31 protein-coding genes are annotated in these 22,315 nt (G+C 29.3%); all 31 read left to right on the forward strand.

Annotated elements, in window-relative coordinates:
- Positions 1 to 38 precede the first annotated feature (38 nt).
- The 31 genes from NSA50_RS18415 to NSA50_RS18565 all read left to right on the forward strand — a co-directional run bounded on the left by NSA50_RS18415 (position 39) and on the right by NSA50_RS18565 (position 22,263).
- Positions 39 to 167, forward strand: a complete 129-nt coding sequence (locus NSA50_RS18415; RefSeq protein WP_257447619.1) for a hypothetical protein — start codon at positions 39 to 41, stop codon at positions 165 to 167.
- Entirely contained in the window at positions 167 to 394 is a 228-nt protein-coding gene (locus NSA50_RS18420; protein WP_257447622.1) for a hypothetical protein, read from the forward strand. The genes NSA50_RS18415 and NSA50_RS18420 overlap by 1 nt, the downstream gene beginning before the upstream one ends.
- Positions 395 to 455: 61 nt before the next feature.
- Positions 456 to 689, forward strand: coding sequence for a hypothetical protein (locus NSA50_RS18425; protein WP_257447625.1), 234 nt, complete (start codon positions 456 to 458; stop codon positions 687 to 689).
- Between the two features lie 10 nt (positions 690 to 699).
- Entirely contained in the window at positions 700 to 858 is a 159-nt protein-coding gene (locus NSA50_RS18430; RefSeq protein WP_257447628.1) for a DUF6906 family protein, read from the forward strand.
- 447 nt (positions 859 to 1,305) lie between these two features.
- Positions 1,306 to 2,151 carry a rolling circle replication-associated protein gene (locus NSA50_RS18435; protein ID WP_257447630.1) on the forward strand — a complete coding sequence of 282 codons (846 nt, stop codon included), beginning with the start codon at positions 1,306 to 1,308 and terminating at the stop codon, positions 2,149 to 2,151.
- Complete coding sequence (locus tag NSA50_RS18440; RefSeq protein WP_257447633.1) at positions 2,135 to 2,434, forward strand: hypothetical protein; 300 nt, start codon at positions 2,135 to 2,137, stop codon at positions 2,432 to 2,434. The genes NSA50_RS18435 and NSA50_RS18440 overlap by 17 nt, the downstream gene beginning before the upstream one ends.
- A 36-nt stretch (positions 2,435 to 2,470) precedes the next feature.
- On the forward strand, positions 2,471 to 2,968 hold the full coding sequence (locus NSA50_RS18445) for a Holliday junction resolvase RecU (RefSeq protein ID WP_257447635.1): 498 nt from the start codon (positions 2,471 to 2,473) through the stop codon (positions 2,966 to 2,968).
- Positions 2,969 to 3,005: 37 nt separating this feature from the next.
- On the forward strand, positions 3,006 to 3,257 hold the full coding sequence (locus tag NSA50_RS18450) for a hypothetical protein (RefSeq protein WP_257447638.1): 252 nt from the start codon (positions 3,006 to 3,008) through the stop codon (positions 3,255 to 3,257).
- 58 nt (positions 3,258 to 3,315) lie between these two features.
- On the forward strand, positions 3,316 to 4,074 hold the full coding sequence (locus NSA50_RS18455) for a ParA family protein (protein WP_257447641.1): 759 nt from the start codon (positions 3,316 to 3,318) through the stop codon (positions 4,072 to 4,074).
- 67 nt (positions 4,075 to 4,141) lie between these two features.
- The gene (locus NSA50_RS18460) at positions 4,142 to 5,311 is read left to right on the forward strand and encodes a ParB/RepB/Spo0J family partition protein (RefSeq protein ID WP_257447642.1); all 1,170 of its coding nucleotides are present in this window, start codon (positions 4,142 to 4,144) and stop codon (positions 5,309 to 5,311) included.
- Positions 5,312 to 5,611: 300 nt separating this feature from the next.
- The gene (locus NSA50_RS18465; RefSeq protein ID WP_257447647.1) at positions 5,612 to 6,649 is read left to right on the forward strand and encodes a nucleoid-associated protein; all 1,038 of its coding nucleotides are present in this window, start codon (positions 5,612 to 5,614) and stop codon (positions 6,647 to 6,649) included.
- 25 nt (positions 6,650 to 6,674) lie between these two features.
- The gene (locus NSA50_RS18470; protein WP_257447650.1) at positions 6,675 to 7,262 is read left to right on the forward strand and encodes a hypothetical protein; all 588 of its coding nucleotides are present in this window, start codon (positions 6,675 to 6,677) and stop codon (positions 7,260 to 7,262) included.
- A 240-nt stretch (positions 7,263 to 7,502) separates the two neighbouring features.
- On the forward strand, positions 7,503 to 8,105 hold the full coding sequence (locus NSA50_RS18475) for a tyrosine-type recombinase/integrase (RefSeq protein ID WP_257447653.1): 603 nt from the start codon (positions 7,503 to 7,505) through the stop codon (positions 8,103 to 8,105).
- A 197-nt stretch (positions 8,106 to 8,302) separates the two neighbouring features.
- Complete coding sequence (locus NSA50_RS18480; RefSeq protein WP_257447656.1) at positions 8,303 to 8,581, forward strand: hypothetical protein; 279 nt, start codon at positions 8,303 to 8,305, stop codon at positions 8,579 to 8,581.
- On the forward strand, positions 8,560 to 8,892 hold the full coding sequence (locus NSA50_RS18485; RefSeq protein WP_257447658.1) for a hypothetical protein: 333 nt from the start codon (positions 8,560 to 8,562) through the stop codon (positions 8,890 to 8,892). Before NSA50_RS18480 ends, NSA50_RS18485 begins: the two co-directional genes overlap by 22 nt.
- Positions 8,882 to 9,160: a hypothetical protein gene (locus NSA50_RS18490; protein WP_257447661.1), complete on the forward strand. Its 279-nt coding sequence runs from the start codon at positions 8,882 to 8,884 to the stop codon at positions 9,158 to 9,160. Before NSA50_RS18485 ends, NSA50_RS18490 begins: the two co-directional genes overlap by 11 nt.
- A gap of 131 nt (positions 9,161 to 9,291) precedes the next feature.
- Positions 9,292 to 9,675, forward strand: coding sequence for a hypothetical protein (locus tag NSA50_RS18495; protein WP_257447663.1), 384 nt, complete (start codon positions 9,292 to 9,294; stop codon positions 9,673 to 9,675).
- Complete coding sequence (locus tag NSA50_RS18500) at positions 9,672 to 11,336, forward strand: terminase large subunit (protein ID WP_257447666.1); 1,665 nt, start codon at positions 9,672 to 9,674, stop codon at positions 11,334 to 11,336. The genes NSA50_RS18495 and NSA50_RS18500 overlap by 4 nt, the downstream gene beginning before the upstream one ends.
- Positions 11,337 to 11,350: 14 nt before the next feature.
- Positions 11,351 to 12,529 (forward strand): phage portal protein, encoded by a 1,179-nt coding sequence (locus NSA50_RS18505; RefSeq protein WP_308463907.1) that lies wholly within the window; start codon positions 11,351 to 11,353, stop codon positions 12,527 to 12,529.
- A 20-nt stretch (positions 12,530 to 12,549) separates the two neighbouring features.
- Positions 12,550 to 13,293, forward strand: a complete 744-nt coding sequence (locus NSA50_RS18510) for a head maturation protease, ClpP-related (protein ID WP_257447668.1) — start codon at positions 12,550 to 12,552, stop codon at positions 13,291 to 13,293.
- Positions 13,293 to 14,546 carry a phage major capsid protein gene (locus tag NSA50_RS18515; RefSeq protein WP_257447670.1) on the forward strand — a complete coding sequence of 418 codons (1,254 nt, stop codon included), beginning with the start codon at positions 13,293 to 13,295 and terminating at the stop codon, positions 14,544 to 14,546. Before NSA50_RS18510 ends, NSA50_RS18515 begins: the two co-directional genes overlap by 1 nt.
- A 49-nt stretch (positions 14,547 to 14,595) precedes the next feature.
- Complete coding sequence (locus NSA50_RS18520) at positions 14,596 to 14,862, forward strand: head-tail connector protein (protein WP_257447673.1); 267 nt, start codon at positions 14,596 to 14,598, stop codon at positions 14,860 to 14,862.
- The gene (locus tag NSA50_RS18525) at positions 14,855 to 15,166 is read left to right on the forward strand and encodes a phage head closure protein (RefSeq protein WP_257447676.1); all 312 of its coding nucleotides are present in this window, start codon (positions 14,855 to 14,857) and stop codon (positions 15,164 to 15,166) included. The genes NSA50_RS18520 and NSA50_RS18525 overlap by 8 nt, the downstream gene beginning before the upstream one ends.
- A complete protein-coding gene (locus NSA50_RS18530; RefSeq protein ID WP_306813985.1) occupies positions 15,129 to 15,599 on the forward strand; it encodes a hypothetical protein in 471 nt (156 codons plus the stop codon). The genes NSA50_RS18525 and NSA50_RS18530 overlap by 38 nt, the downstream gene beginning before the upstream one ends.
- On the forward strand, positions 15,592 to 15,957 hold the full coding sequence (locus NSA50_RS18535; RefSeq protein WP_257447679.1) for a hypothetical protein: 366 nt from the start codon (positions 15,592 to 15,594) through the stop codon (positions 15,955 to 15,957). The genes NSA50_RS18530 and NSA50_RS18535 overlap by 8 nt, the downstream gene beginning before the upstream one ends.
- 5 nt (positions 15,958 to 15,962) lie before the next feature.
- Positions 15,963 to 16,820: a chitobiase/beta-hexosaminidase C-terminal domain-containing protein gene (locus NSA50_RS18540; RefSeq protein ID WP_257447681.1), complete on the forward strand. Its 858-nt coding sequence runs from the start codon at positions 15,963 to 15,965 to the stop codon at positions 16,818 to 16,820.
- 44 nt (positions 16,821 to 16,864) lie between these two features.
- A complete protein-coding gene (locus NSA50_RS18545) occupies positions 16,865 to 17,197 on the forward strand; it encodes a hypothetical protein (protein ID WP_257447684.1) in 333 nt (110 codons plus the stop codon).
- Complete coding sequence (locus tag NSA50_RS18550; RefSeq protein ID WP_257447687.1) at positions 17,155 to 17,490, forward strand: hypothetical protein; 336 nt, start codon at positions 17,155 to 17,157, stop codon at positions 17,488 to 17,490. Before NSA50_RS18545 ends, NSA50_RS18550 begins: the two co-directional genes overlap by 43 nt.
- 15 nt (positions 17,491 to 17,505) lie before the next feature.
- Positions 17,506 to 19,797, forward strand: a complete 2,292-nt coding sequence (locus tag NSA50_RS18555) for a phage tail tape measure protein (RefSeq protein ID WP_257447690.1) — start codon at positions 17,506 to 17,508, stop codon at positions 19,795 to 19,797.
- Entirely contained in the window at positions 19,790 to 20,482 is a 693-nt protein-coding gene (locus NSA50_RS18560; RefSeq protein WP_257447693.1) for a distal tail protein Dit, read from the forward strand. Before NSA50_RS18555 ends, NSA50_RS18560 begins: the two co-directional genes overlap by 8 nt.
- A gap of 17 nt (positions 20,483 to 20,499) precedes the next feature.
- Positions 20,500 to 22,263 (forward strand): phage tail spike protein, encoded by a 1,764-nt coding sequence (locus NSA50_RS18565; protein WP_257447696.1) that lies wholly within the window; start codon positions 20,500 to 20,502, stop codon positions 22,261 to 22,263.
- Positions 22,264 to 22,315: the final 52 nt, after the last annotated feature.

The following is a 22,315-nucleotide window of genomic DNA, read 5'->3' on the forward strand; positions in this document are numbered from 1 at the left end:
ATTGGCTAAGGTACAAATAGAGCTATAGGAGGACAAGCATGAGCGAAACACAGAGAATGTTAGATGAAGCAATAAAGCTTTGGGGGACACAAGATATAGTAACAGTGATGTTAAGTCAAAGAAGAGATGAAGAAATAAATAAAGAGCAGTTAAGGAGACTAAAATAATGGAAGGATATATAAAAGCGTTAATAGATACTCATAGAAGAAGATTGAAAAACTCATCTTTTCCAAATGAAAAGGAAGAGATAAAAGATAGAATAGAAGAACTGGAAGGTATATTAGAATATTGTGAACAGAGATCTGAAAAGATTGAACATAAATTTTCTGGTTTTCTTACTTCATGCAAAGCTAAAGATTTATCAGAAGAAATTAGAAAAAAGTGTGAGGGATAAATATGTATAGGATATTACTTTTAAATAGCAATGCAATAAGAATAGAGAGGAAAAAAATTAATTGGGTAAGGAAATGCGAAAGCTTCTTAAAAAGCATGATCCGAAAGGGATAAAATATTATGAATCTAAAAATACATCAGAAGAAAATAAAAAAGCTCATAACTCTACTAATCAAAGTAAGAGTTATGAGTCAAAAAATGAAAAACGTGATATGAGTATATCAGATTTTGAGGATATAGACAATGGTGAAATTTACAATATAAAAACAGGAAAAACAACAAGAGATTTAATTTAAGGAGAAATAAATGAAAAATCCAAAGAAACTGACATATAGTCAAAGAAAAGAATTAGTGAAATTAGGATATGATCCTAAAGAATATATGATAATATCAGCACCATCACATGAATTTAAATTACTACATATAGAAACAGGAAAGGTTATTCCTGTAGAAAGAATAAAATGATTTGTGATAATTGCAAAAATACAAGTAGTTCATGGGTACATTGTAAGAAGGGTGGTTTAGTATGTGATAAGTGCTGCATTAAATGTAAGTATATAGATTTTAGTACAAGCTATATAAGGTGTACTTATAAGAAAATAGAAAACTAAAAGATAGAAAAGAAGTAAAGAAAAAACACATTACCAATAATTCAAACGATGGTAATGTGTTAGAAAATTATAACAATTATTAAAATACGAAATACGAAATATGAAATATGCAGCATGCAATTTATAAGTATTATATATTGAATTTGAGGTGTTTGTCAAATACCTTATTATTTTTTTATTTTTTTTAGATACCGAAAGGGTCTTAGGGGGCTTGTAATAGGTACTATATTTAGTTACACACTATAAATTTATATAAAAAATAATAAAAAAGAAATGGATTAAAAGAAAGGATAAGAAAGATATGAGTAGTGATATGTTTTATAGAACAAAGACACAGACATTAAAAAAAATAATAGATGTAGTAGTGAAAGAATCTTTAGAAATAAAAAAGACATCTACTTATCCTTTATTCGATATTAAAGAAAAATATAAGAGTAGAAAGAAAAAGCAGAACCAAGCAAGAAAAGAACAGAAGAATTGGAATGAGAAAAATACAAAGGAATACTTTGTTGCAAAAGCACATTGTAATTTTGATACAAGTGACTATGTATGGCATGTAACATTAGATGATGAACATAGACCAGAAACATTAGAAGAAGCAGAAAAGATGTTCAGTAATTTAATAATAAAAGTTAATAGATGGAGAAAAGCAAGAGGAATAGAAAGAGCAAGATATATGGCAGTTATTGAATATGGGGAAAGTGGGAAATTGCATTGGCACGTTCTTATAGATGGAAAACTTCACAGAGATATATTAGAAGAAGCATGGACAAAAGGAACATCTAATGTTGATAGGATAAAACTAAATGATGAAGGATTTAAAGACTTATGCAAATACATGCTTAAAGATCCTAAAGGTAAAAAAAGATATAAACCATCAAGAGGAAATTTAGTAGAGCCACCAGTACCAACAATAAATGATAATAAATTTTCAAGAAGACAAATGATAAAAATGGTAACTAATCAACCAACTAAAGAAGAAATAGAGAAATGGTATCCAGGATATACACTAACAAAATTTGATATAAAGCAAGATGAAAAATATGGTGGTGTATACATGACTATTGAATTGAGAAGATACGTAAAAAATGAAAATATTATTGATAAATATGGAGGGAAGGTGAAAAAAAGTGAATTTAGAAGCTGATATAAAAATTTGTAAAGAGATAGAAGAACAACATAGGAGAATGACATCTGAAAATATAGAAGGAGCATTTAAGTTAAGTCAATTGGCTATAGGAATGTATGACAGGCTTACAGAATTGAGACTAGCAGTAAGTATAGCAGATAAGAAGGAATTAGGTGGATACAATAAATCTGATTTAAAAGAGTACCTAAGAAGCAAGATGAAGTTAATGGAATATATCCATGTACAGTGTAGAAGTTTACATGTATCTGCAAGAGCAGATAAGAAGTTTAGTAGATATTAAAAAAATAGAGGTGATAGTATGGCATACAATTTCGATATGGCTAACAAAGGGAGAGCATTTGAAGAAGAGGTTATAAGAGCTAATACATATTATAAGAATACAGGACAAGCATTAATACAGAAGATAAGTACGCCTTGGAATGTAGTAAGAAGAGGAAAACAGATTATAACTGCATTTCCACAAGAGAAAAGCACTTTAGATTTTAGAGGAACTGTAAAGGGTGGATTAAGTATAAGTTTTGATTGCAAAGAGAGTGGAGATGAAAGAGGATTACCATTAAAGCATATACAAGAGCATCAAATCGAGTATATAAGGAATGCTTTAGATATTGGAGAAACAAGTTTTATATTATGTTCTATGAAAAAGTTAAATAAAGTGTTTTTTATTTCAGGAACAATAGTAATTGAATATTGGGATAGATGGAAAGAGAACAAAGGGAAAAGAGGATACAACTATATTCCAATATTAGATATGAAAGAAATATATTATGGTGAAAATGCTAATTTAGACTATTTAAGGGTGCTAGAAAGTTAGCAAATTGAACTAATTAAGAAGTTAAGGAGTTAGATATATGGCTAAAGTAAAATGTCCTAAATGTGGTTCTGATGATGGATTTTATATTAAAACACAAGTTACTGGAAGTACAAGGGTTTGTTATGATGGCGAAGGTGTTTATTTAATGGATGGAGCAAATTCAGCCATATATGATCACCTAAATCACAAGGATGGTAAAGTAGCTTATTGTATGGAATGTGATAGAAAAATAGATTCTGTAGCTAATATAGAAAAAAATTATAATTTAAGTTTATATGAAAAAGTATAGTCAGCAATTTAAGAATGTCAAACAAATAAAATTTTATGAGAGTGAGGACTAATGAAACATGAAGAAAATATCAATTATTAATTTAAAGGGTGGAGTGGCTAAGACTATGTCAGCTATAAATATAGCTCATATATTAGCAACAGTACACAAGAAGAGGGTTTTAATAATAGATTTAGATAAGCAAGGGAATACAACAAAATTATTTGATAAACATAATAAAGGTAAATATAGTGTAGCAGATCTTATTACAAATAGATGTAGTATAGATGAAGTTATATTAAAAACGGACTATGAAAATTTAGATTTGATACCAGCTAATATGGACTTAATAGAAGCTAACTTTAAAGTTATGTTAGATGTATCTATACCACAACAATTTAGATTAAAAAAGCATTTAGATGAGATAGAAGAGGAATATGACTATTGTATTATAGATAATCCACCAGATATTAATGCAAGTGTTATAAATGCATTAGTTGCAAGTGATGATGTATTAATACCAATTAAAGTAGACAAGTTTGCCTTTGATGGAATGAAAGAACTTATAACACAAATAAATAATGCTAAAGTAAGTAATCCTAACTTAAATATTAAAGGGTGCTTTATAACTCTATTTAATAAAAATGATGTAAATATACAAGGAGAAGAGTTTTTAAAAGCTAGTGAAGAATATAAGATGTTTAATACACATATTAGAAGAACTGTAAAGGCAGATGAAAGTACATTTGCCAATGCTCCTATTTTAGAATATAGCAAAAGATGTGCAGCTGCTAAAGATTACAAAGCTTTAGTAGAGGAATACTTAAGTAAAGAATAAATAAAAATGTATCCGAATCGGACACAAATATCTATATTTAAAAGCTAGATTAAAAGGGGGAAAGCATATGGCATTTAATATGATGGACTTATTAAATAACAAATCAATAACAACACAAGATAAAGAAGAGAATATAAGAAAATTTAATATAACTCAAATTCATATAAATGATTTAGTACCTTCAGCTAATAATTTCTATTCAATAGAAGAGATAGAAGAGTTAAAAAATACAATAGAGCTTTTAGGATTACAACAAAATTTAGTTGTTAAAAAGATAGAAGGTGGAATGTATAAGATAATTGCTGGACATAGAAGATATTACTCAATACTAAAGCTATATCAAGAAGGTAATAAGAATTTTAAGTATGTTCCTTGTAAAGTAGAAGAGGAAGATGACTTAAGAAATGAATTAAGATTAATAATAACCAATTCTACAACTAGAGATCTTACAGATTGGGAAAAGATACACCAAGCTAAAATGCTTAAGGAATTATTAACAGAATATAAGGAAAGAGAAAAGATACCAGGAAGAGTAAGAGATATAGTGGCAGATATTCTTAATGTATCAGCGACTCAAATAGCAAGAATGGAAAGTGTATCAAATAACCTTATAGATGATTTTAAGGAAGAAATGAAGGAAGATAAAGTTAAAATATCTGTAGCCTATGAACTTTCTAAATTGCCTAAAGAAAAGCAAAAAGAAGTATATAAGGAACATGAAGATAAAAGTAATATAACCATAAAAGATATAAAGAAAAAGATAGAGTTAGAAGATGAAAAAGAAGAAATAGAAGTTTTAGAAGGGCAGATTGCAGTAGAAGAAGCTTTAAATATAACAAAGGAAGATTTAAAAGTAAATCAAGAAGAGGAATTAATAATAGAAGATGGAAAAGGGAATATTTCAAGTACAGTAATAGTTGATAAAGAAACTGGTGAGGTCTTAGAAGAGCAGATAAGTAAGTCTAATAAGGTTAATTATAGAAATAAATTGTTTATAGAGTTTGATGAAGCTAATGAAGATGGAAGTTTAAGAAATAAGATATCAGAAATAGCAGCAGAATACGAAGAAGTAACAACTAAATATAAAAGTGGAGATATGATAATTAATTTTATATCAAATTCAGTTTATGAAAATGAATTTGAATTACTTGTAAATAAAGATGGTATAGAGATTAAAACTGTAGATCATGAAGATTGTATAGAGCTATATAACAAAATTATATTAATAGCACATTAAAGCTAAAATCAAAGACTTTGTAAAATGGGATTACAAACAGTGCCAAGAAGGTGCAATTTTATCAAAGGATCTTTATTAGTCTTAAGGGGATATATTTCCCCTAAGTATAAGGCAACTAGAAAAGGAGATAGTGAAATAAGGGAAAAGGATACATCTACTTTTTGGGAGTAATATTCGTGTTTATGAGTAATTTATCCTGGAATAATTCAAATTTAAAGCAAATATTCCAGGAGGAATTATTTAAAAATACGAACAATTCAAATATAATAAGCGTTTTACATCAATAAAGGGGGAGTAGAAATGGAATATATAAATGATATAAATATACAAAGTGCAGTAATGCATGTATTAGATTCAGCAGGAGATGAGCCTATATTAAATGAATATGAATTAGGGCTTAATGAAAACACATATAGATATTTAGATAAGCATATAGAAAGATGTTTAAAAGATGAGGAACTAGAATATGCCAAATTTAATGATGAAGGAAATATAATTACTGAAGTAGTACAAGATTATTTAGGTGGAAAAGAGCCAAGCTTAATAAATACATCAAAGGAAATAGCGAAGGTATTATTTAGGATTATGAAATCAAATACAAAAATACCTTCATGTAATTTGATAACAATTCATCTATTAACAGATAGAGGACCTATGATCGGAATATTAAAAATGGATTATGTAAGGAATTTTACGTATAAAGTTGATTTTGTAGGTAATAAAACTGGAATAGATTTAACTCAATCTATAGGATTACCAGCTAAGAACCAAAAAATAAAAAAGGCAGCCTTTATAAAACTAATACAAGAAGACAATAAATATGACTTATTAGTAATTAATAAGCAGGAAAAGGGTAAAAGTATAAAGGACGAATACGGAGCTAACTACTGGATAGATAACTTCTTAGATTGTGAAACTATTAAAACGGAAAGAGATATTACAAAAACATTCATTGGAGCAACTGAATATTGGACAAGATGTTATATTACTAAAAATGCAGCAGAAGCAGAAGAAATAAGAAGTAAGATCAGGACTACTTTAAAAGAAGAGGAAGTTATAAATATAGATGAATTAGCTGATAAGTTATTTGACAAAGAATCTGACAAAGAATCATTTTCAAATTATATTAAAAGAAATGATTTAGAAGATGAAATAACTATAGATAAAAAGTATATAGAAGATAAGCTTAAGAAGATTAGAATTAAAACAGATAATGGTATAGAACTTTGTATTGATAGTGAAGCATATCAAGATTTAAGTAAATTTGAAATACGAAGAAAAGAAGACGGAAGAATAAATATGGTACTAAAAAATATTGAGTATTATATTGAAAAATAGTTAAATTAAAAAAGGAGCTAGAAATATGAGTAAAGAAAAAAGTAATTTAGATATAATAAATGAACATGTAAAGAAAACTATAGAAGAAACTATAGATAATAAAAGTACGGATATAGCGGAGAGAATTATTAAAAAATTAAGTGATTCTAACAAGATTAAGAAAGATATACCATATTATAAAAAAGTAGAATTATTATTATATAATTATGAGAATCTAAAAGAGGCGGTTAGACAAAAAGAAGAGGATATAAAAGAGTTAGAAGAGTTTGGGCTTCCTGAAAAATCAAAAAGTGTAGTAATGTATAGTTCATCTAGGGGTAATAGTCAAGCTGATAGGTATGCAGAGCTTAAGGAAAAGTATAAAATAGAAAAGTTAGAAACTCAAAGAGATCTTAAGAGGATAGATAATGCACTAGATAAAATAAGGGATGATAAATATTTTAATATTATACAATATAAATATTTAAATGATGATAAAGATAAAATTAATACAGATGAAGAATTGGCAGATAAATTTAAAAAAGAGAGAATAACAATAATTAGAAATAAGAAGAGGTTAATAAATAAATTAGTAACAATATTATTCCCAGAAAGCATAAGAGAAGTTATATAAATGTTACAATATATGTTACTTTGTATGATATTGCAAGTATATGTATTACGTAGTAATATGGTATTGAAGAAATTTATATAAAACAGCCTTCGGATGAAGGGATTACGATAAAAACATTTAGAAGTTGTTTGTGCTATGCAACTTTCTAGATGTTTTTTATTTCGATTTTAAAAGTAAAGAAATTCTGACAGGCTATGCCGAGAATATTCTTACTGAAAGAGAGGTGAAAAAAAGTATGTAATGAAAAAAGCATCGAAACCTATTAAAGATAAAAGAACAATCCAGGATATGCAAGAATATTTAAAATTTCATAATGAGAGAAATTACGTACTTTTCATTATTGGAATTACAACAGGTTACAGATCACAAGATTTAGTTGACCTGAAAATAAGAGATATTCAAAAAGTACTAAAAGATAAAGAGTTTTGCATCATGGAAAAGAAAAGATTAAAAAATCATATTACAAAGGGATTAAAAGGTAATCCTAAACCTAGAGTAGTGCCATTACAACCTTATTTAATAAGGATTTTAAGAGAATATATTAAAGATAAACCAGGATATGATTATGCATTTCCAAGTCAAAAAGGTGGACATATTACAGTAGATAGTTACGGTAAGATATTAAGCAAAGCAGGGAAGTATTTTAGGTTAAATAATATTGCAGCTCATACACCAAGAAAAATTTATGCATATAAGCTTTATATGGATAGTGGTAAGAATATAGAATTAGTAAGGCAAGCTTTAGGTCATAGTACGACTTTAATAACAGAGAGATATCTAGGATTAGATAAAGAAGCAATAGCACAATATAGTAAGGGATTAAATGATTTAATTCTTTATTAAAAATATATTTTTTATATGCAAATACCTAAATACGAGAAATAACAGTATTTAAGGTATTATTTTTTACGCATATATTAGTAGAGAAATTAAAAAATAAATGACGGATATTATGTATTATACGGGATTTATAGGGGGGATTTACGAACTATAAAGAGATATAAAACAATAGTATTCGTATATAAAAAGGAGGGTTTTTAATGATAATACTTCAAGAAACTTGCAGAAGATTAAAGGATGAAAGAGAAACTGTTGAGCGTGAGCTATCAGAAAAGATAGGAGATAAAGTTGTAATAATACCTTCTGATTTTGCAATAGTTGAAATATCAAAGGGAAACAATGGAAATTTATTCTCAGACACAGAAGGACATATAAAAATGGAAACAGCTAGAGAAATAAATATAGTTAATTCAAAATGTGGAATATCAGCTAAGACTATGAAGGGTAGAATGAATAAATGGCTAAAGCATGGGCTATAAAGTTTTATAAGAGTACTAAATGGTTAAAGTGTAGATCATCTTATATAAGCTATAGAATTTCAGTAGATGGTGGATTATGTGAAACGTGTAAAGAGAAATTAGGAAAGATGGTGCATCACACTATCTTATTAACTCCAGATAATATTAATAATCCAGAAGTATCTTTAAATCATGATTACTTAAAGTATGAATGTAAAGAGTGTCATGACCAGAACGAAGGACACTTTAATAAGAGTAAAGCAAAGAGAAGACCAACAGTTAAGGGATTAAAGTTTAATGAGTTAGGAGAGTTAGTTAAAGATGAAGGTTAATTCAATTGCATTCAGATGTATGGATTGTGGGAATATAAATGTATTTGCATTAAATAGACAAGATGGTAATAGTTGTTTAGGATGTAGAAGTAGTAAGTTAAAACCTATTGGCCATTCAATGGTTGATTCAAGAGTAAAAACTATGGGTGATTCAAAAGTTAATTCAAGAGTAAAGCACATGAAAGAAAATGAAATAACAATTAAGGTTGTTGTTGATACAACGGATATAGACAGAGCAAAAAAAGAATTAGAAACATTAAAAAAATGACCAAAGCAGCAATGACTAATAGAAAAATATCCCCCCTATAAAAAAATAAAGGGGTAGGTCCCTTGGGACCGTTGGAGGGGACATCAATTTTCCTCCGCATGAAATTTTTGAAAAGGTAGGAGGGTACATTTTTGAGTATTTCCGAACATTTAGAAAAAGATAAAGAAATTAAGAAAGAAATAAATAGACTTAAAAAATTATATAAGGACATAGATAAAGATAAGGCGAAGGCTCTTGAAGGACTTATAAAAGATGCAGCATTTATGAAAGTTTCTTTAGAAGGTTTTAGAGAAGTATTGACTAGAGAAGGAATAACAGAAATATTCAAGCAAGGAAAACAAGAATTAAAAGTTGAAAGACAGGAGTCGAAACTATATTTACCTTATATACAAAAATATACACAAGTTATGAAATTATTAATTGATGCAATGCCAGCAGAGAAACAAGTAGAGGAAGAAGATAGATTAAAGCAATTTGCAAACCGTAAGAAAGGTCAAGGTGAATATAAGAAATGACCTATATAGAAGAATATTATAATAAAATAATGTCTGGTGAAATCATAGCTTGTAAAAGAATAAAACAAGTATATACAATGCTTGTAGACAAAATTAAAAATCCAGAAAAATACGACCCTTGGATTTTCGATGAGCAGTTGGCTAATGATCCTATTATTTTCATAGAAGAATTTTGCAAGCAGGCTCAAGGAGAACTAGGTGCTCCTTTAGAATTATTATTATTTCAAAAAGCTAAACATCAAGCAGTATATGGATTTGTTCATAAAGAAACTGGACTAAGACAATATCAAGAAGTGTTAGACATTAGAGGACGTAAAAATGGAAAAACTACAGAACTTGCTGCAGATGAATTGTATATGTTGGTTGGTGATGGAGAAGGTTCTCCAGAAGTTTATAATATTGCTACTAAATTAGATCAAGCCAAAAAAGGATTTAATGAATGCTATAAAATGATTCAACAGTCACCAGACTTAAATAAAAATCTCAAAAAAAGGAAATCAGATATATATTGTCCTTTTAATTATGGAAGTTTACAAGCTTTAGCAAGTAATTCAAATGGGTTAGATGGATTAAATTCACATATGGTTACAATAGATGAATTAGCTGCTATTAAGAATAGAGATATTTACGACTTAATGAAGCAATCAATGAGCTCAAGAAGACAACCAATTTTAAATTGTATAACTACAAATGGATTTGTTAGAAATTCAATATTTGATGCACAGTATGAATATGCTTGTAAGGTGTTAGATGGTAAAATCCAAGATGATAGATTCTTGGCTTTTATTTATGAGTTAGATGATAGAGACGAGTGGGATAAAGAGGATATGTGGATTAAAGCTAATCCTGGTCTTGGAGTGATAAAAGGTTATGACTTCCTTAGAGGGTTTGTAAATAAGGCTAAAGAAGATCCGTCATTTAAACCAACTGTAATGGTAAAAGATTTTAATATGATAGAAAATTCAATAGTTAGGTGGTTAAAATGGCAGGAAATTAATAATGAGACTACTTTTAATATTAAAGAGATGGGATTCAGATATGGAATTGGTAGTTTTGACTTAGCTGAAACTACTGACCTTGCGGCCGCTAAAGTTTTATGTATGAGACAAGATGACCCTAATATTTATGTTATACCTATGTATTTCATTCCAGAAGAAAAGTTAAATCAAGAGGAAGATAATAAAGATACAGATTCAGTTCCGTATAGACTATGGGAAAAACAAGGGCTATTAAGAGTTTGTCCTGGAAATAAGGTTAATAAATTTCATATGCTTGAATGGTTTAAAGAAGTTAGAGACGAATTTGATATTTATATTCCTTGGATAGGATATGATGACTGGCACGTTGATGATTCTCTATTAGAAGCGTATATAAATGAGTTTGGTGCAAACTCAATGATAAAAGTTAGACAAGGGCCGTATACTTTATCAAGCCCTATGAAGGAATTGAGAGCTGATTTAGGAGCAGAAAAAATTATTTATAATAATAATCCAATTGATAAATGGTGTTTATCTAATCTTCAAGTTAAGACTGATATTAATGGAAATATACAACCTGTTAAAGGGATAGATAACAGGCAGAGAATCGATGGAGCAATAGCGTTAATAATTGGCTATGTTGTTCTATTAGATAAAATGTCAGAGTATCAAGCTTTAATTTAAAGATTTGAAAGTAGGTGAGTATAATAAATATATATCAGAAGGTAAAAAGCTTTTTCAATAAGAATCTATCTGAAACAAGATATCAATTAATTCAAGATACAGGAAATGGATTTTATTGTTGGAATGGAGATTTATATAAAAGCGATATTATAAGAAGTTGTATAAGACCTAAAGCTAAAGCGGTTGGTAAAATGGTAGCAAAGCATATAAGAAATGATGGAAGTGGATTAAAGGTTAATCCAGAACCATATATAAAAATGCTATTAGAAGACCCTAATCCATATATGTCGGGGCAAATGCTATTAGAAAAAATGATTAATCAATTAGAATTAAACAATAATGCATTTGCATTTATAACTCGCGATGAAAATGGATATCCAATGGAGATATATCCAATTAATGCAACATCGGTTGAGGCTATTTACGATAGGATAGGATTATTACATTTAAGATTTACACTTAAAAATGGGAAAAATGCAACATTTGCTTATAGTGATATTATTCATTTAAGGCAAGATTATAACGAAAATGATATATTTGGAACAAGTAAAATTGATGCATTAAAGCCACTTATGGAGACTGTAACAACAACAGATCAAGGAATAGTTAAGGCTATTAAAAATGGAGCTGTAGTTAAATGGTTGTTAAAGTTTAATATGTCTCTAAAACCAGAAGATTTAAAAAAAGCAACTAAGGAATTTGTAGACAACTATTTATCTATTGATAATGAGGTTGGGGGAGCTGCTGGAACAGATGGAAAGTATGATGCAAAGCAAGTAGACCCTAAAGACTATATACCGAATCCTTTACTTGTAGATAAAACACTTCAAAGAATTTATGCGGTGTTTGGTACTAATGATAAGATAATTCAAAGTAAATATAATGAAAATGAATGGATAAGTTATTTTGAAGCTGAAATTGAGCCGATAGCAGCTCAATTAAGCAATGAATATACAAGAAAACTTTTTTCGAGAAGAGAAAGAAGTTTTGGAAATAGAATTGTATTTGAAGCTTCAAATTTACAATATGCTAGTATGGCAACAAAACTAGCACTAGTTCAAATGGTAGATAGAAGAGCGTTATCACCTAATGAATGGAGAGCTGTACTTAATTTAGCACCAACCGAAGGTGGAGATGAGTATATAATGAGATTAGATACAGATACAGTAAATTCAAAAGAAGATGATATTTAGATTGAAAGGAGGTGAGAAAAGTGGATATTGAAATCAGAGGTGAAATACTTGATGATGATTGGGGGGAATGGTATGAATGGTTAGGATATTCATGTGCATATCCTAAAAAAGTTATTAATCAATTAAAACTAGCAAATGGAGAGCCTATAATAGTAAAAATAAACTCACCAGGTGGTGATATTTTTGCAGCATCAGAAATCTATACAGAATTAAGGGATTATTCTGGAGAGGTTACTATAAACATAACAGGTATTGCAGCAAGTGCTGGAAGTGTTATAGCTATGGCAGGAAAAAGCAGAATGTCTCCAACAGCTCAAATGATGGTTCATAATGTATCAACAGGTGCTTATGGAGATTATAGAGATATGGATCATGCATCAGAAATATTAAAAAATGCAAATGATACTATAGCAAATGCTTATGTTTGTAAAACTGGAATGAGCAGAGAAGAAGCTTTAGAGCTTATGAATAATGAAACTTATTTATCAGCACAGAAGGCAAAGGAGTTAGGTTTAATTGATGAAATTATGTTTGAAGATGAAAATAAAGTTAATTTATCATCATTAAGCAATTTAAAAACAGACAGTCTATATAATTCTACAGCTTATTCGCCAGTAGATTTAATTAAAAATTTAAAGAATAAATTTAATAGTTTTATTGATGAAAATCATCCTATTCAAAATCAAAAGAATAAGGATGATTTTTTATTAGAACAAAAATCAAAATCACTAATTAATTTAATGAAAATTGGAGGAATAAAATAATGTTTAAAAATAGAGAAGATTATTTAAATCAAAGAGAAGCCTTAGTAAATAAAGCTCAAAAATTACATGATGAAGGAAAATATGAAGATTCTATGGCAATTGGTTCAGAAATAGAAAAGTTAGATAATGATTTTGAAAATTTTGCTAAATCACAGGCTAATTTAAAAGCTTTAGAAGATAATAAAGTGCCTGTAAATTTAGGAAATTTATCAAATAATAGTTTAGAAGGAACTGTGATTGATAACTTAAACAATAAAGAAAAAGAGCCAGAAGATAAAGAACCTAAAGATTATGTAAACGCATGGGCAAAAGATATGTTAGGGCTACAAATGACTAACCGAGAGAAATCAGCATTTAATTTAGTAAATAACTTTACTCATACTACAGCCAACACAGGTATAGTTATTCCAGAAACAGTTATGTCTGGTATTTGGAAAGAAATAGAAGAGCAATATCCTTTATGGAATGATGTATTTAAGACATACATAAAAGGAAAGGTTACTTTATTAAAATCAGATACTTCATCAAATGCCAAGTGGTATGATGAAGAAACTAAATTAGAAGATGGAAAGGAAACATTCACAGAAGCTACTTTAAATGGATGTGAATTAGCTAGATGCGTTACTGTTTCATGGAAGTTGAAAGAAATGGCTATAGATGAATTTATACCATTTATTCAAGGTCAATTATCAGAAAAGATTGGGGCCGCGTTAGGATATGGAGTATCACATGGAAGAGGTACACCTGGTGATTCTGATGATTGGAAAGAAGAACCTACAGGAATTATAACAGTATTAAACAAAGCGGAAAATGCTAGTCAAGTGGTAAAGTATTCAGGAGCGGAACCAACATACAAACAAATGACAGGAGCTATGGCGAAGATTAAAGGAGCATATAAGAATGGTGCTGCAATATATGCAAATGGAACAACTATATGGAATGAATTGGCTAATATAGTTGATTCTGTTGGAAAGCCTTATTTTGTTGCTAATCCTATTGCAGGAGGAGTAGGAACAATACTTGGTAAGATTGTAAAAGAAGATGATAGCATGCTAGATGGGGAAATCTTAATAGGAAATCCTAATAGAGGATATCATGCAAATATTAATAAGCAAGTATTATTAGATAGTGAAGATCATAAGAAAGAAAGAGAAACTGATTATTTAGCTTATGGTATTGTAGATGGTAATGTAAGAACTCCAAAAGCTTTTGCTTTATTAAAGAAAATTCAATCAAAGGATAAGCAACAATAAGAGCCACTATATAGTGGTTCTTTCTCTTTTATATTTGGAGGACGAAATAATGTTTGAAAAAATAAAAAGAAATTTAAGAATAAGTATAGATGCATTTGATGAAGATATTCGGGATTTAATAGAGGCATCTAAAAAAGATATGAAAAGTCATGGAGTTAAAAAAATAGAAGAAGATGACCCCTTAATAATAAGGGCTGTTGATTTATATTGTAAGGGGCATTTTTATTTAGATAATAAAGATGCTGAAAGATATTTAGAAAGCTATGAGAGTTTAAGAGATCATTTAAGTTTGGCAGGTGATTATAGCAATGAATGATATCATAGAGTTAGAATGTGTTGCCTATAAAGATAGTGATGATATAGGAGATACAATAAAAGGTGAGACATATTGGAAAAAAATTTATGCTAAGAGAAAATCTATTACACTAAGTGAGTTTTATCAAGCTCAATCACAAGGGCTGAATCCAGAATTAAAATTTGAACTTAATTCTTTTGAATATGATAATAACAAGAATATTAGGTTTGAAGGAAAAATATATAAAATTCTTAGAACCTATGAATCTTCATTAGATAAAATAGAAATTGTTTGCAAAGGAATTGTTAATAATGCCAGTGCCTAAATCAGTTATAAAAATAAAAAAAGGAAATGTTGAGTATATATCTTCGGTAGATAAAGTTCAATATACATTAGCAGAATTAACAAGAGCAGCACTAAGGGATACAGGAAAATTTTTATGTAATAGATTTAGAAATAGTTTTTATGGAGTATTTAAAAGAAAAAAAGGCAGAGTAGGGAAATACACTCAATACTGGGTAAGAAGAAAAGAATTAGACTTACAAGTAGGGTTAAAGCCTAACGCATTTTATGGTGGTTTCCAAGAAGTAGGTTCAAGCAAGACTAAAAGATTAGGACTATTAACAAAAACTACAGAGAGCAATATTGCTAAGATTGTAGAAATACAATCAAAATATTTAAGTGCTTTAGAAAATGAAGCTAGAGCCTTATCAATGATTGATGAAAAAACTTATGAAGGTGGTGCTGATAGTGAGTAAGACTATAGAATTAAGAAAAGATATAAAAAAAATATTATCAGAAGCACATGATAGAGTATTCTATAGAAAAGCAAATGATAAAGTAGCTTATCCGTATTGTACTTATTTAATTAAAGATATATACGGAGCGAAAGCATTAGAAATTAATATATGGAATATAGACGATAAAGATAGTACAGCTACTATAGAAGAATTAGCAGACAATATACAAAAAATATTAGATGATACTATTTCGATAAATGAACATCACTCTATAATTTTATATTACAACGAAGATAGAAAATGGATTGATGATGAGGATAAAAGAATACAAAGAATAAATTTTAGTTATGAAATAAGATATTATGGAAAGGAGTAATATTTATGAGAAAAGCTAAAAGTGGATTTACGAAACAAACAAAGGAAAATCTATTAACTGGGGCAGGTGCATTTTTCAAAAACTTTATTATTGGCGTAGATACTTATGAAAGTGCTAAAGCAGCAGGGAAATTAATAGGAGCTACTCAAGGTGGAGGAGAATTTAAGGCTACAGCTGAGATTAGACAAATTGAAGTTGATGGAGTCTCAGGAAAAGCTAAAGGATTAGAGCTTGTTGATAGCTGGGAAGTAAGTCAAAGCATGAATTTGCTAGAAACTACACCTGAAAGCTTAAAACTTGCTCTTGGAGTAGCTGATATAGATACAATAAGTAATAGTGAATACAACATTATATCTGGAAGAAGTGAGATAAGGGACGAAGACTATCTTGATAATTTAACGTATATAGGAACTATTACAGGATCAAATATTCCTGTAATTATCCAGGTGTTTAATGCTCTTAGTACAGATGGATTAAATATAAAGACTGAGGATAAGAAGGAGGCGGTACTTTCTGTAACTGTATATGGACATTATACAGAAGATGATTTAGATTCTCCTCCATATAGAATTTATTATCCTAAAAAGAAGTCTCTCCCTACTCCAATAGTAGATATTAAAGGGGGACGTTACTCAGAGGATAAACAAGTAAAAATCTCTACAACAATAGAAGGAGCAACTATTAGATATACCACTAATGGTTTTGAGCCAACAGAAAGTGATTCAGCTTATTCAAGTCCTATTGAAATAACAGAGAATACTATATTAAAAGTAAAAGTTTTTAAAGATGGAGCAGTCCCAAGTTTGACACTAACAGAAACATATATTATAGAAAAAATAGTAGAGGAAGAAATAAATAAATAAGAGGGTTTTTAACTCTCTTATTTTTATAGATGGAGGTATTTATTATGAGAAATTTACAAACTAAAGATATATTTTCGATGGCAAGATTAATAATATCTTTAAATTTAAAAGATGAATTAAAAAATATAGCAAATAAGATTGAGAAAGATTCCAGAATTGAAGATATAGGTTATGAAATAGTTTTTACTATACTAGGAAAATGCACTGAAAAAGAATCAGAAAAGAAAATATATGAATTTCTAGCTGGACCACTAGAGGTAAAACCTAAAGATATTGAAAGTATGGAATTGTTTGAATTAGTAGAAAAGATTATTGAAATAGCAAGTATAGATAAGTGGAAAGATTTTTTATCAAAAGCTTCACAGTTGATAAAGTAGAGACTGAGGAGCTTTTATTAAGGAGATATAGCAATATAGATTATATTTTAAGTTCAACCTATGACGAAGGATATGATTTTATTAGTAAAGCATATGAAAAAGAAGCAGAAGAAAAACTATGGGATATATGGCTAATAAATTATAAGTATATGAGTAAAGAAAACTTTGAAAGCTTTGAAGATTATAGAAATAGACTAAAAAACCCAAGTATAAAAAACGCTGACTATTCTGAAAAGTTATCTATAAATCAGATAGAAGAAAAAGTTAAAAATATTATAGAGATGACTTTATAGAAAGAAGGTGATCATGTGGAAATATTTAAATTGTTTGGGAGCATTTTAGTAAATAATGATGAAGCTAATAAAAGTATATCTAAAACTGATGAAAAGGCAGAAGGATTGGGAAAAAGGCTAATTGGAGGTATTGGCACTGCTGTAAAGTGGGGTGGTGCACTAGCAGCAGCGGCAGGAAGTGCAGCAATAGGTCTAGGAACGGTAGCAACAAAGGCTGCAATGGACTTTGAAGCCCAAATGTCAAATGTAGCAACATTATTAGATGGAGATGTAAATAAACGAATTGAAGAGTTAGGAGATACTGTTAAGAAGCTTTCATTAGATACAGGAACATCAACAGATTTATTAACAGATGGCTTGTATCAGGTTATTTCAGCCTTTGGTGATACTGCAGATAGTATGGGAATACTTGAGACTGCATCTAAGGGAGCTAAAGCGGGTAATGCAACAGTTACCGATTCAGTAAATTTATTAGCAGCAGTAACAAAGGGGTACGGTGATACATCAGCAGAAGCAGCACAAAAAGCATCAGATTTAGCTTTTTTAACTGTTAAGCTAGGGCAAACTTCATTTCCAGAACTTGCATCAAGTATGGGTAAAGTAATTCCATTAGCATCAACTATGAAGGTAAGTCAGGAAGAACTATTTGGAGCTATGGCAACTCTTACAGGAGTTACAGGTAATACTGCAGAGGTATCAACACAGTTAAGAGCAACTATTCAAGGTATGCTACAACCCACAACTGCAATGTCAGGAAAGATAAAAGAGTTAGGCTATGAAAATGGTCAAGCTATGATTGAATCTTTAGGATTACAAGGGACACTTGATAAGCTGAAAGAAAGCGTAGGTGGTAATGAAATAGCATTTAGTGAGCTATTCGGTTCAGTTGAGGCTAAAAATGCAGTATTAGCACTTACAGGAGCACAAGCAGAAAACTTTACAGAAAAGACAAATGCTATGAAAGAAGCAGTAGGGGCAACAGATGAAGCATTTAAGAGACAAACAGATAATGTAAAATCTAATTTTGCTAAATTAAAAAATACTTTTGATGTAATGATGATTAGTTTAGGTGAAAGATTCTTACCTGTACTCAATAATATATTAAAATGGGTAGATAGTAAAATGCCTATAATTCAAACTATATTGGAATCAGTATTTGATGCCATAGGGGTGGCTGTAGAAGGCATTTCATTTGTAATATCAAGTGTTTTTAATGGTATGAATACAGATTTTTCGGGATTATTTAACACTATTAAATCATTATGGGAGACTTATGGAGTGCCTACATTTGAAGCTTTCTCATCAGTATTTCAAACTGTATATGATAATGCTCAACCAATAATTGAAGGAATTCAAATTCTTTTTGAAACACTAATGTCATATATGTCTACATATTGGGAAAGTTTCGGAAAGCCAGTGTGGGAATTCTTTGTTGAAGCAATTCAAAAGGTTGCAGAAGTATTTAATTATGTATGGCCAATAGTAGTAGATATTTTTAGTGGGTTATGCGATACTCTTAATAATTTATGGGAAAGCATATTAAAACCTATATTTGAAGCTATAGGTTGGATATTAGAAAATGTATTATTACCAATATTTAAATTTGTATTTGAAGATATAGCAAATAGAGTAAAGATAGCCTTTGATAATATATCGACTTTATGGAATACAGTTCTAAAGCCTATATTAGACGGAATAATTAACTTTATAGGTGGGATTTTTAGTGGTAATTGGTCACAAATATGGACTGGTATAACTCAAATACTTTCTGGAATATGGGGAGCTATTAAAATGATTTTATGGTCACCTATAGAATGGGCAATTAATAAAATAGGTGGAATAGTTGAATGGATAACCTCACCGTTTAAAAAGGCAGCTGATGCAATAGGTAATATTTGGTCAAGTATAAAGAGCGTATTTAAATTGCCACACTTCACTTTTAGTGGCTCAATGAATCCATTAAATTGGTTAAGTGAAGGATTACCTAAAATTGGTGTTGAATGGTATTATAATGGAGGAATATTTACACAACCTACTATTTTACCAGGAGGGATAGGAGTAGGTGATAAGTTCAATGGTAAAGGTTCAAATGCAGAAGCAGTTGTTCCCCTTGATGCAATGTATGAAAACATACGAGAGATTGTAAGTACAGAACAAGATTCACATCCTATTTATGTAATAGTTAATGTAGAGAATAATATGGATAACAAAGCTATTGGGAAAGCTATAACAACAGAAGTAGAGAAAAATATAAAAAGAGGAACTAACAATTATATGAAAGGAAAGGGAGGAGTAGTAGTTGGCTAAGTATTTCATAATATATAATGAAAATACTAACATAGATTTAAATTTAATTATGTCAAATAGGCCTTCTAAGCCATCACCAGTAATGGAATATGAAGAAGTTAAAGTTCCAGGAGGGAAAACTTTATATAGAGAAAAAGGATATGGGGATATAGAAATTTCTATATCCTTTAGTTTTATATCTAAAAATCCTTCTGATTGGGAGAAAGATTTAAGAAAGATAAAGAGATGGTTATTAAGCAAAGGAAGTAATAAATTAAAATTTAGTGATGATTTAGAAGTATTCTATAAAGTTAATAAAGTAACCATGGATATAACGGAAAGAATTTTAAGAAAAGCTGGGGCTTTTACAATAAAATTTACTTGTGATCCTTACGTATATATAGAAGAAGATGAGATTGAATTAAGTAGCAACATATACAATGAGTATATACCTTCTAAACCTATATATCGAATTGTAGGAGAGGGATATTTAACTCTTAATATAAATAACAAAATTATTAAGGCTAATGTAGGGCAAGAATTACTTATAGATACAGATAAAGGTTTATGCTATAGGAAAGGGATTATAAACAATGTAGATTTAGAAGGAAAGTACGAAGATTTATATCTGCAAGAAGGAGAAAATACTTTTTCTTGGAATGGAGACTTTAAAATCTATATAACACCTAATAGGAGAACTTTATAATGATAGGAGCTGTTTAAATGATAGAAATTTATTTGAAAAGTAATACTAATTATAAGAAAAATGGAGATATGACTTTAGATCCTACAAGTTGTACTTACAAAGATAGTGAAAAGGAAGTAGTCTTAGAGCATTTCTTAGATGAAGAGGGTAGATGGAAATATATTGACTTTGAAAATGTAATTGCTGCAGAAGAAAACGGAAAGAAAAAACTTTATAGAATTTATAATGTAGTTAGGTCATTGTATAGTATAACAGCTTATGCAAGACCTATTTTTTATGACTTAGCAGATAAATTACTTATAGATGTTAGACCTACAAATAAAAGTGGAAAGGAAGCTTTAAATACAATTTTAGAAGGTACAGGATTTAAAGGACATTCTAATATAACAGCTTTAAACACAGCTTATTATATTAGAAAAAATATAGTGGAATCGCTACTTGGAGATGATGAAAATTCATTTATTAATCGTTGGGGTGGAGAATTCTATTGTGAAAACTTTGATGTGTACATTAATGATAAAATAGGCGTAGATAATGGGCTTAGAGTTGAATTTGGATATAATCTTAATGAAATAGAACAAGATGTAAATATAGATGATGTAGTTACTAGAATAGTTCCTTTAGGCTTTGATGAAATTATGCTAGATGGAAGCACTCCTTGGGTAGATAGCCCTTTAATAAATAAATATACTCACCCTAAAATGAGAACTATAGAATTTTCGGATGTAAAAGTTAAAGAAAAGGAAGAAGATGAAGAGGGGTTCAACACTATTGAAGAAGCAAGAGCAGAATTAATAAAAAGATGTGAAAATTTATTTAAAGAAGGAATTGATAAGCCAGCAGTAAATTATAAAATTGATATGATTAATTTAGCTAATACAACAGCATATAAAGACTTTGAAATTCTTGTGAATGTAAATAAAGGAGACACAGTAACTTGTTACATTCCATATTTAGATATAGATGTTAAAGCAAGAGTTATTGATTATGAAAAAGATTTACTTACTGGAGAATATATATCAATAGAATTAGGTAATGCAATAGATAATTTCTTTAATAAACAAGCTGATGTTCAATCAACTATAAATAAAATAACAAATAGCAATGGTACTGTAAATGCTGGAGAAGTACAAGGAGTTATTAATGCTATTCAAACTCAATTTAAAGCCTTAAGGGATATAGCTCAACCACAACACGTAAGAGCTGTTATATATGAAGATAGAATAGAAAATAGTCCAACTTTTGGTTGTATGTGCTTAGGTACAATGGGGTTTGAAATAGCAAATACTTTTATTCCTGGCACTACTGATTGGAATTTTAGAACTTTTGGAACTGCACAGGGATTTTTAGCTGATTGCATTATATCTGGATTGCTCCAATCTAAAGATGGAAGTATAGCAATAAACCTTGATAATGGAATATTTACATTAACTAATTCTAAAGGACAAGTAATAATAGATGGAGAGCATAATATACACAAAATAATAAAAGAAGGAACAACAACAATAAACTTTAAAGGTAAGAGTATCACCAAAACTGTAGCTCACAATTTAGGATATAGACCTGCAATGTCAGCCTATCAAATGGGTGCTAATGGAACGGATGAGTTTACATCACTACCAGCTTTAACATGGAGTGATAATGAGGGGGTAGTAGCTACAATAAGATCAAGATGTGATTCAAAAAATCTTTATTTTGATTTCATTGTTAAGAGTAATTATCAAATTGATAATCTTGATATTCAAATAAAATACTTTTTATATAAAGAAGTAGCATTTTAATTACATTAATGACAAAAGGAGTTGTAAATAATGAATACTAAAATAATTGAAT

It is taken from the genome of Clostridium mucosae, from assembly GCF_024622765.1.
Lineage (GTDB): Bacteria > Bacillota > Clostridia > Clostridiales > Clostridiaceae > Clostridium.

Bases quoted from the DNA above. Each gene is read 5' to 3' on its own strand.
- NSA50_RS18515 (WP_257447670.1), top strand. From the start codon at position 13,293: ATGTTTAAAAATAGAGAAGATTATTTAAATCAAAGAGAAGCCTTAGTA.
- NSA50_RS18490 (WP_257447661.1), top strand. From the start codon at position 8,882: ATGAAGGTTAATTCAATTGCATTCAGATGTATGGATTGTGGGAATATA.
- NSA50_RS18450 (WP_257447638.1), top strand. From the start codon at position 3,006: ATGGCTAAAGTAAAATGTCCTAAATGTGGTTCTGATGATGGATTTTAT.
- NSA50_RS18420 (WP_257447622.1), top strand. From the start codon at position 167: ATGGAAGGATATATAAAAGCGTTAATAGATACTCATAGAAGAAGATTG.
- NSA50_RS18445 (WP_257447635.1), top strand. From the start codon at position 2,471: ATGGCTAACAAAGGGAGAGCATTTGAAGAAGAGGTTATAAGAGCTAAT.
- NSA50_RS18470 (WP_257447650.1), top strand. From the start codon at position 6,675: ATGAGTAAAGAAAAAAGTAATTTAGATATAATAAATGAACATGTAAAG.
- NSA50_RS18500 (WP_257447666.1), top strand. From the start codon at position 9,672: ATGACCTATATAGAAGAATATTATAATAAAATAATGTCTGGTGAAATC.
- NSA50_RS18525 (WP_257447676.1), top strand. From the start codon at position 14,855: ATGAATGATATCATAGAGTTAGAATGTGTTGCCTATAAAGATAGTGAT.
- NSA50_RS18545 (WP_257447684.1), top strand. From the start codon at position 16,865: ATGAGAAATTTACAAACTAAAGATATATTTTCGATGGCAAGATTAATA.
- NSA50_RS18475 (WP_257447653.1), top strand. From the start codon at position 7,503: ATGAAAAAAGCATCGAAACCTATTAAAGATAAAAGAACAATCCAGGAT.
- NSA50_RS18465 (WP_257447647.1), top strand. From the start codon at position 5,612: ATGGAATATATAAATGATATAAATATACAAAGTGCAGTAATGCATGTA.
- NSA50_RS18430 (WP_257447628.1), top strand. From the start codon at position 700: ATGAAAAATCCAAAGAAACTGACATATAGTCAAAGAAAAGAATTAGTG.
- NSA50_RS18460 (WP_257447642.1), top strand. From the start codon at position 4,142: ATGGCATTTAATATGATGGACTTATTAAATAACAAATCAATAACAACA.
- NSA50_RS18415 (WP_257447619.1), top strand. From the start codon at position 39: ATGAGCGAAACACAGAGAATGTTAGATGAAGCAATAAAGCTTTGGGGG.
- NSA50_RS18435 (WP_257447630.1), top strand. From the start codon at position 1,306: ATGAGTAGTGATATGTTTTATAGAACAAAGACACAGACATTAAAAAAA.
- NSA50_RS18485 (WP_257447658.1), top strand. From the start codon at position 8,560: ATGGCTAAAGCATGGGCTATAAAGTTTTATAAGAGTACTAAATGGTTA.
- NSA50_RS18520 (WP_257447673.1), top strand. From the start codon at position 14,596: ATGTTTGAAAAAATAAAAAGAAATTTAAGAATAAGTATAGATGCATTT.
- NSA50_RS18455 (WP_257447641.1), top strand. From the start codon at position 3,316: ATGAAGAAAATATCAATTATTAATTTAAAGGGTGGAGTGGCTAAGACT.
- NSA50_RS18565 (WP_257447696.1), top strand. From the start codon at position 20,500: ATGATAGAAATTTATTTGAAAAGTAATACTAATTATAAGAAAAATGGA.
- NSA50_RS18540 (WP_257447681.1), top strand. From the start codon at position 15,963: ATGAGAAAAGCTAAAAGTGGATTTACGAAACAAACAAAGGAAAATCTA.
- NSA50_RS18480 (WP_257447656.1), top strand. From the start codon at position 8,303: ATGATAATACTTCAAGAAACTTGCAGAAGATTAAAGGATGAAAGAGAA.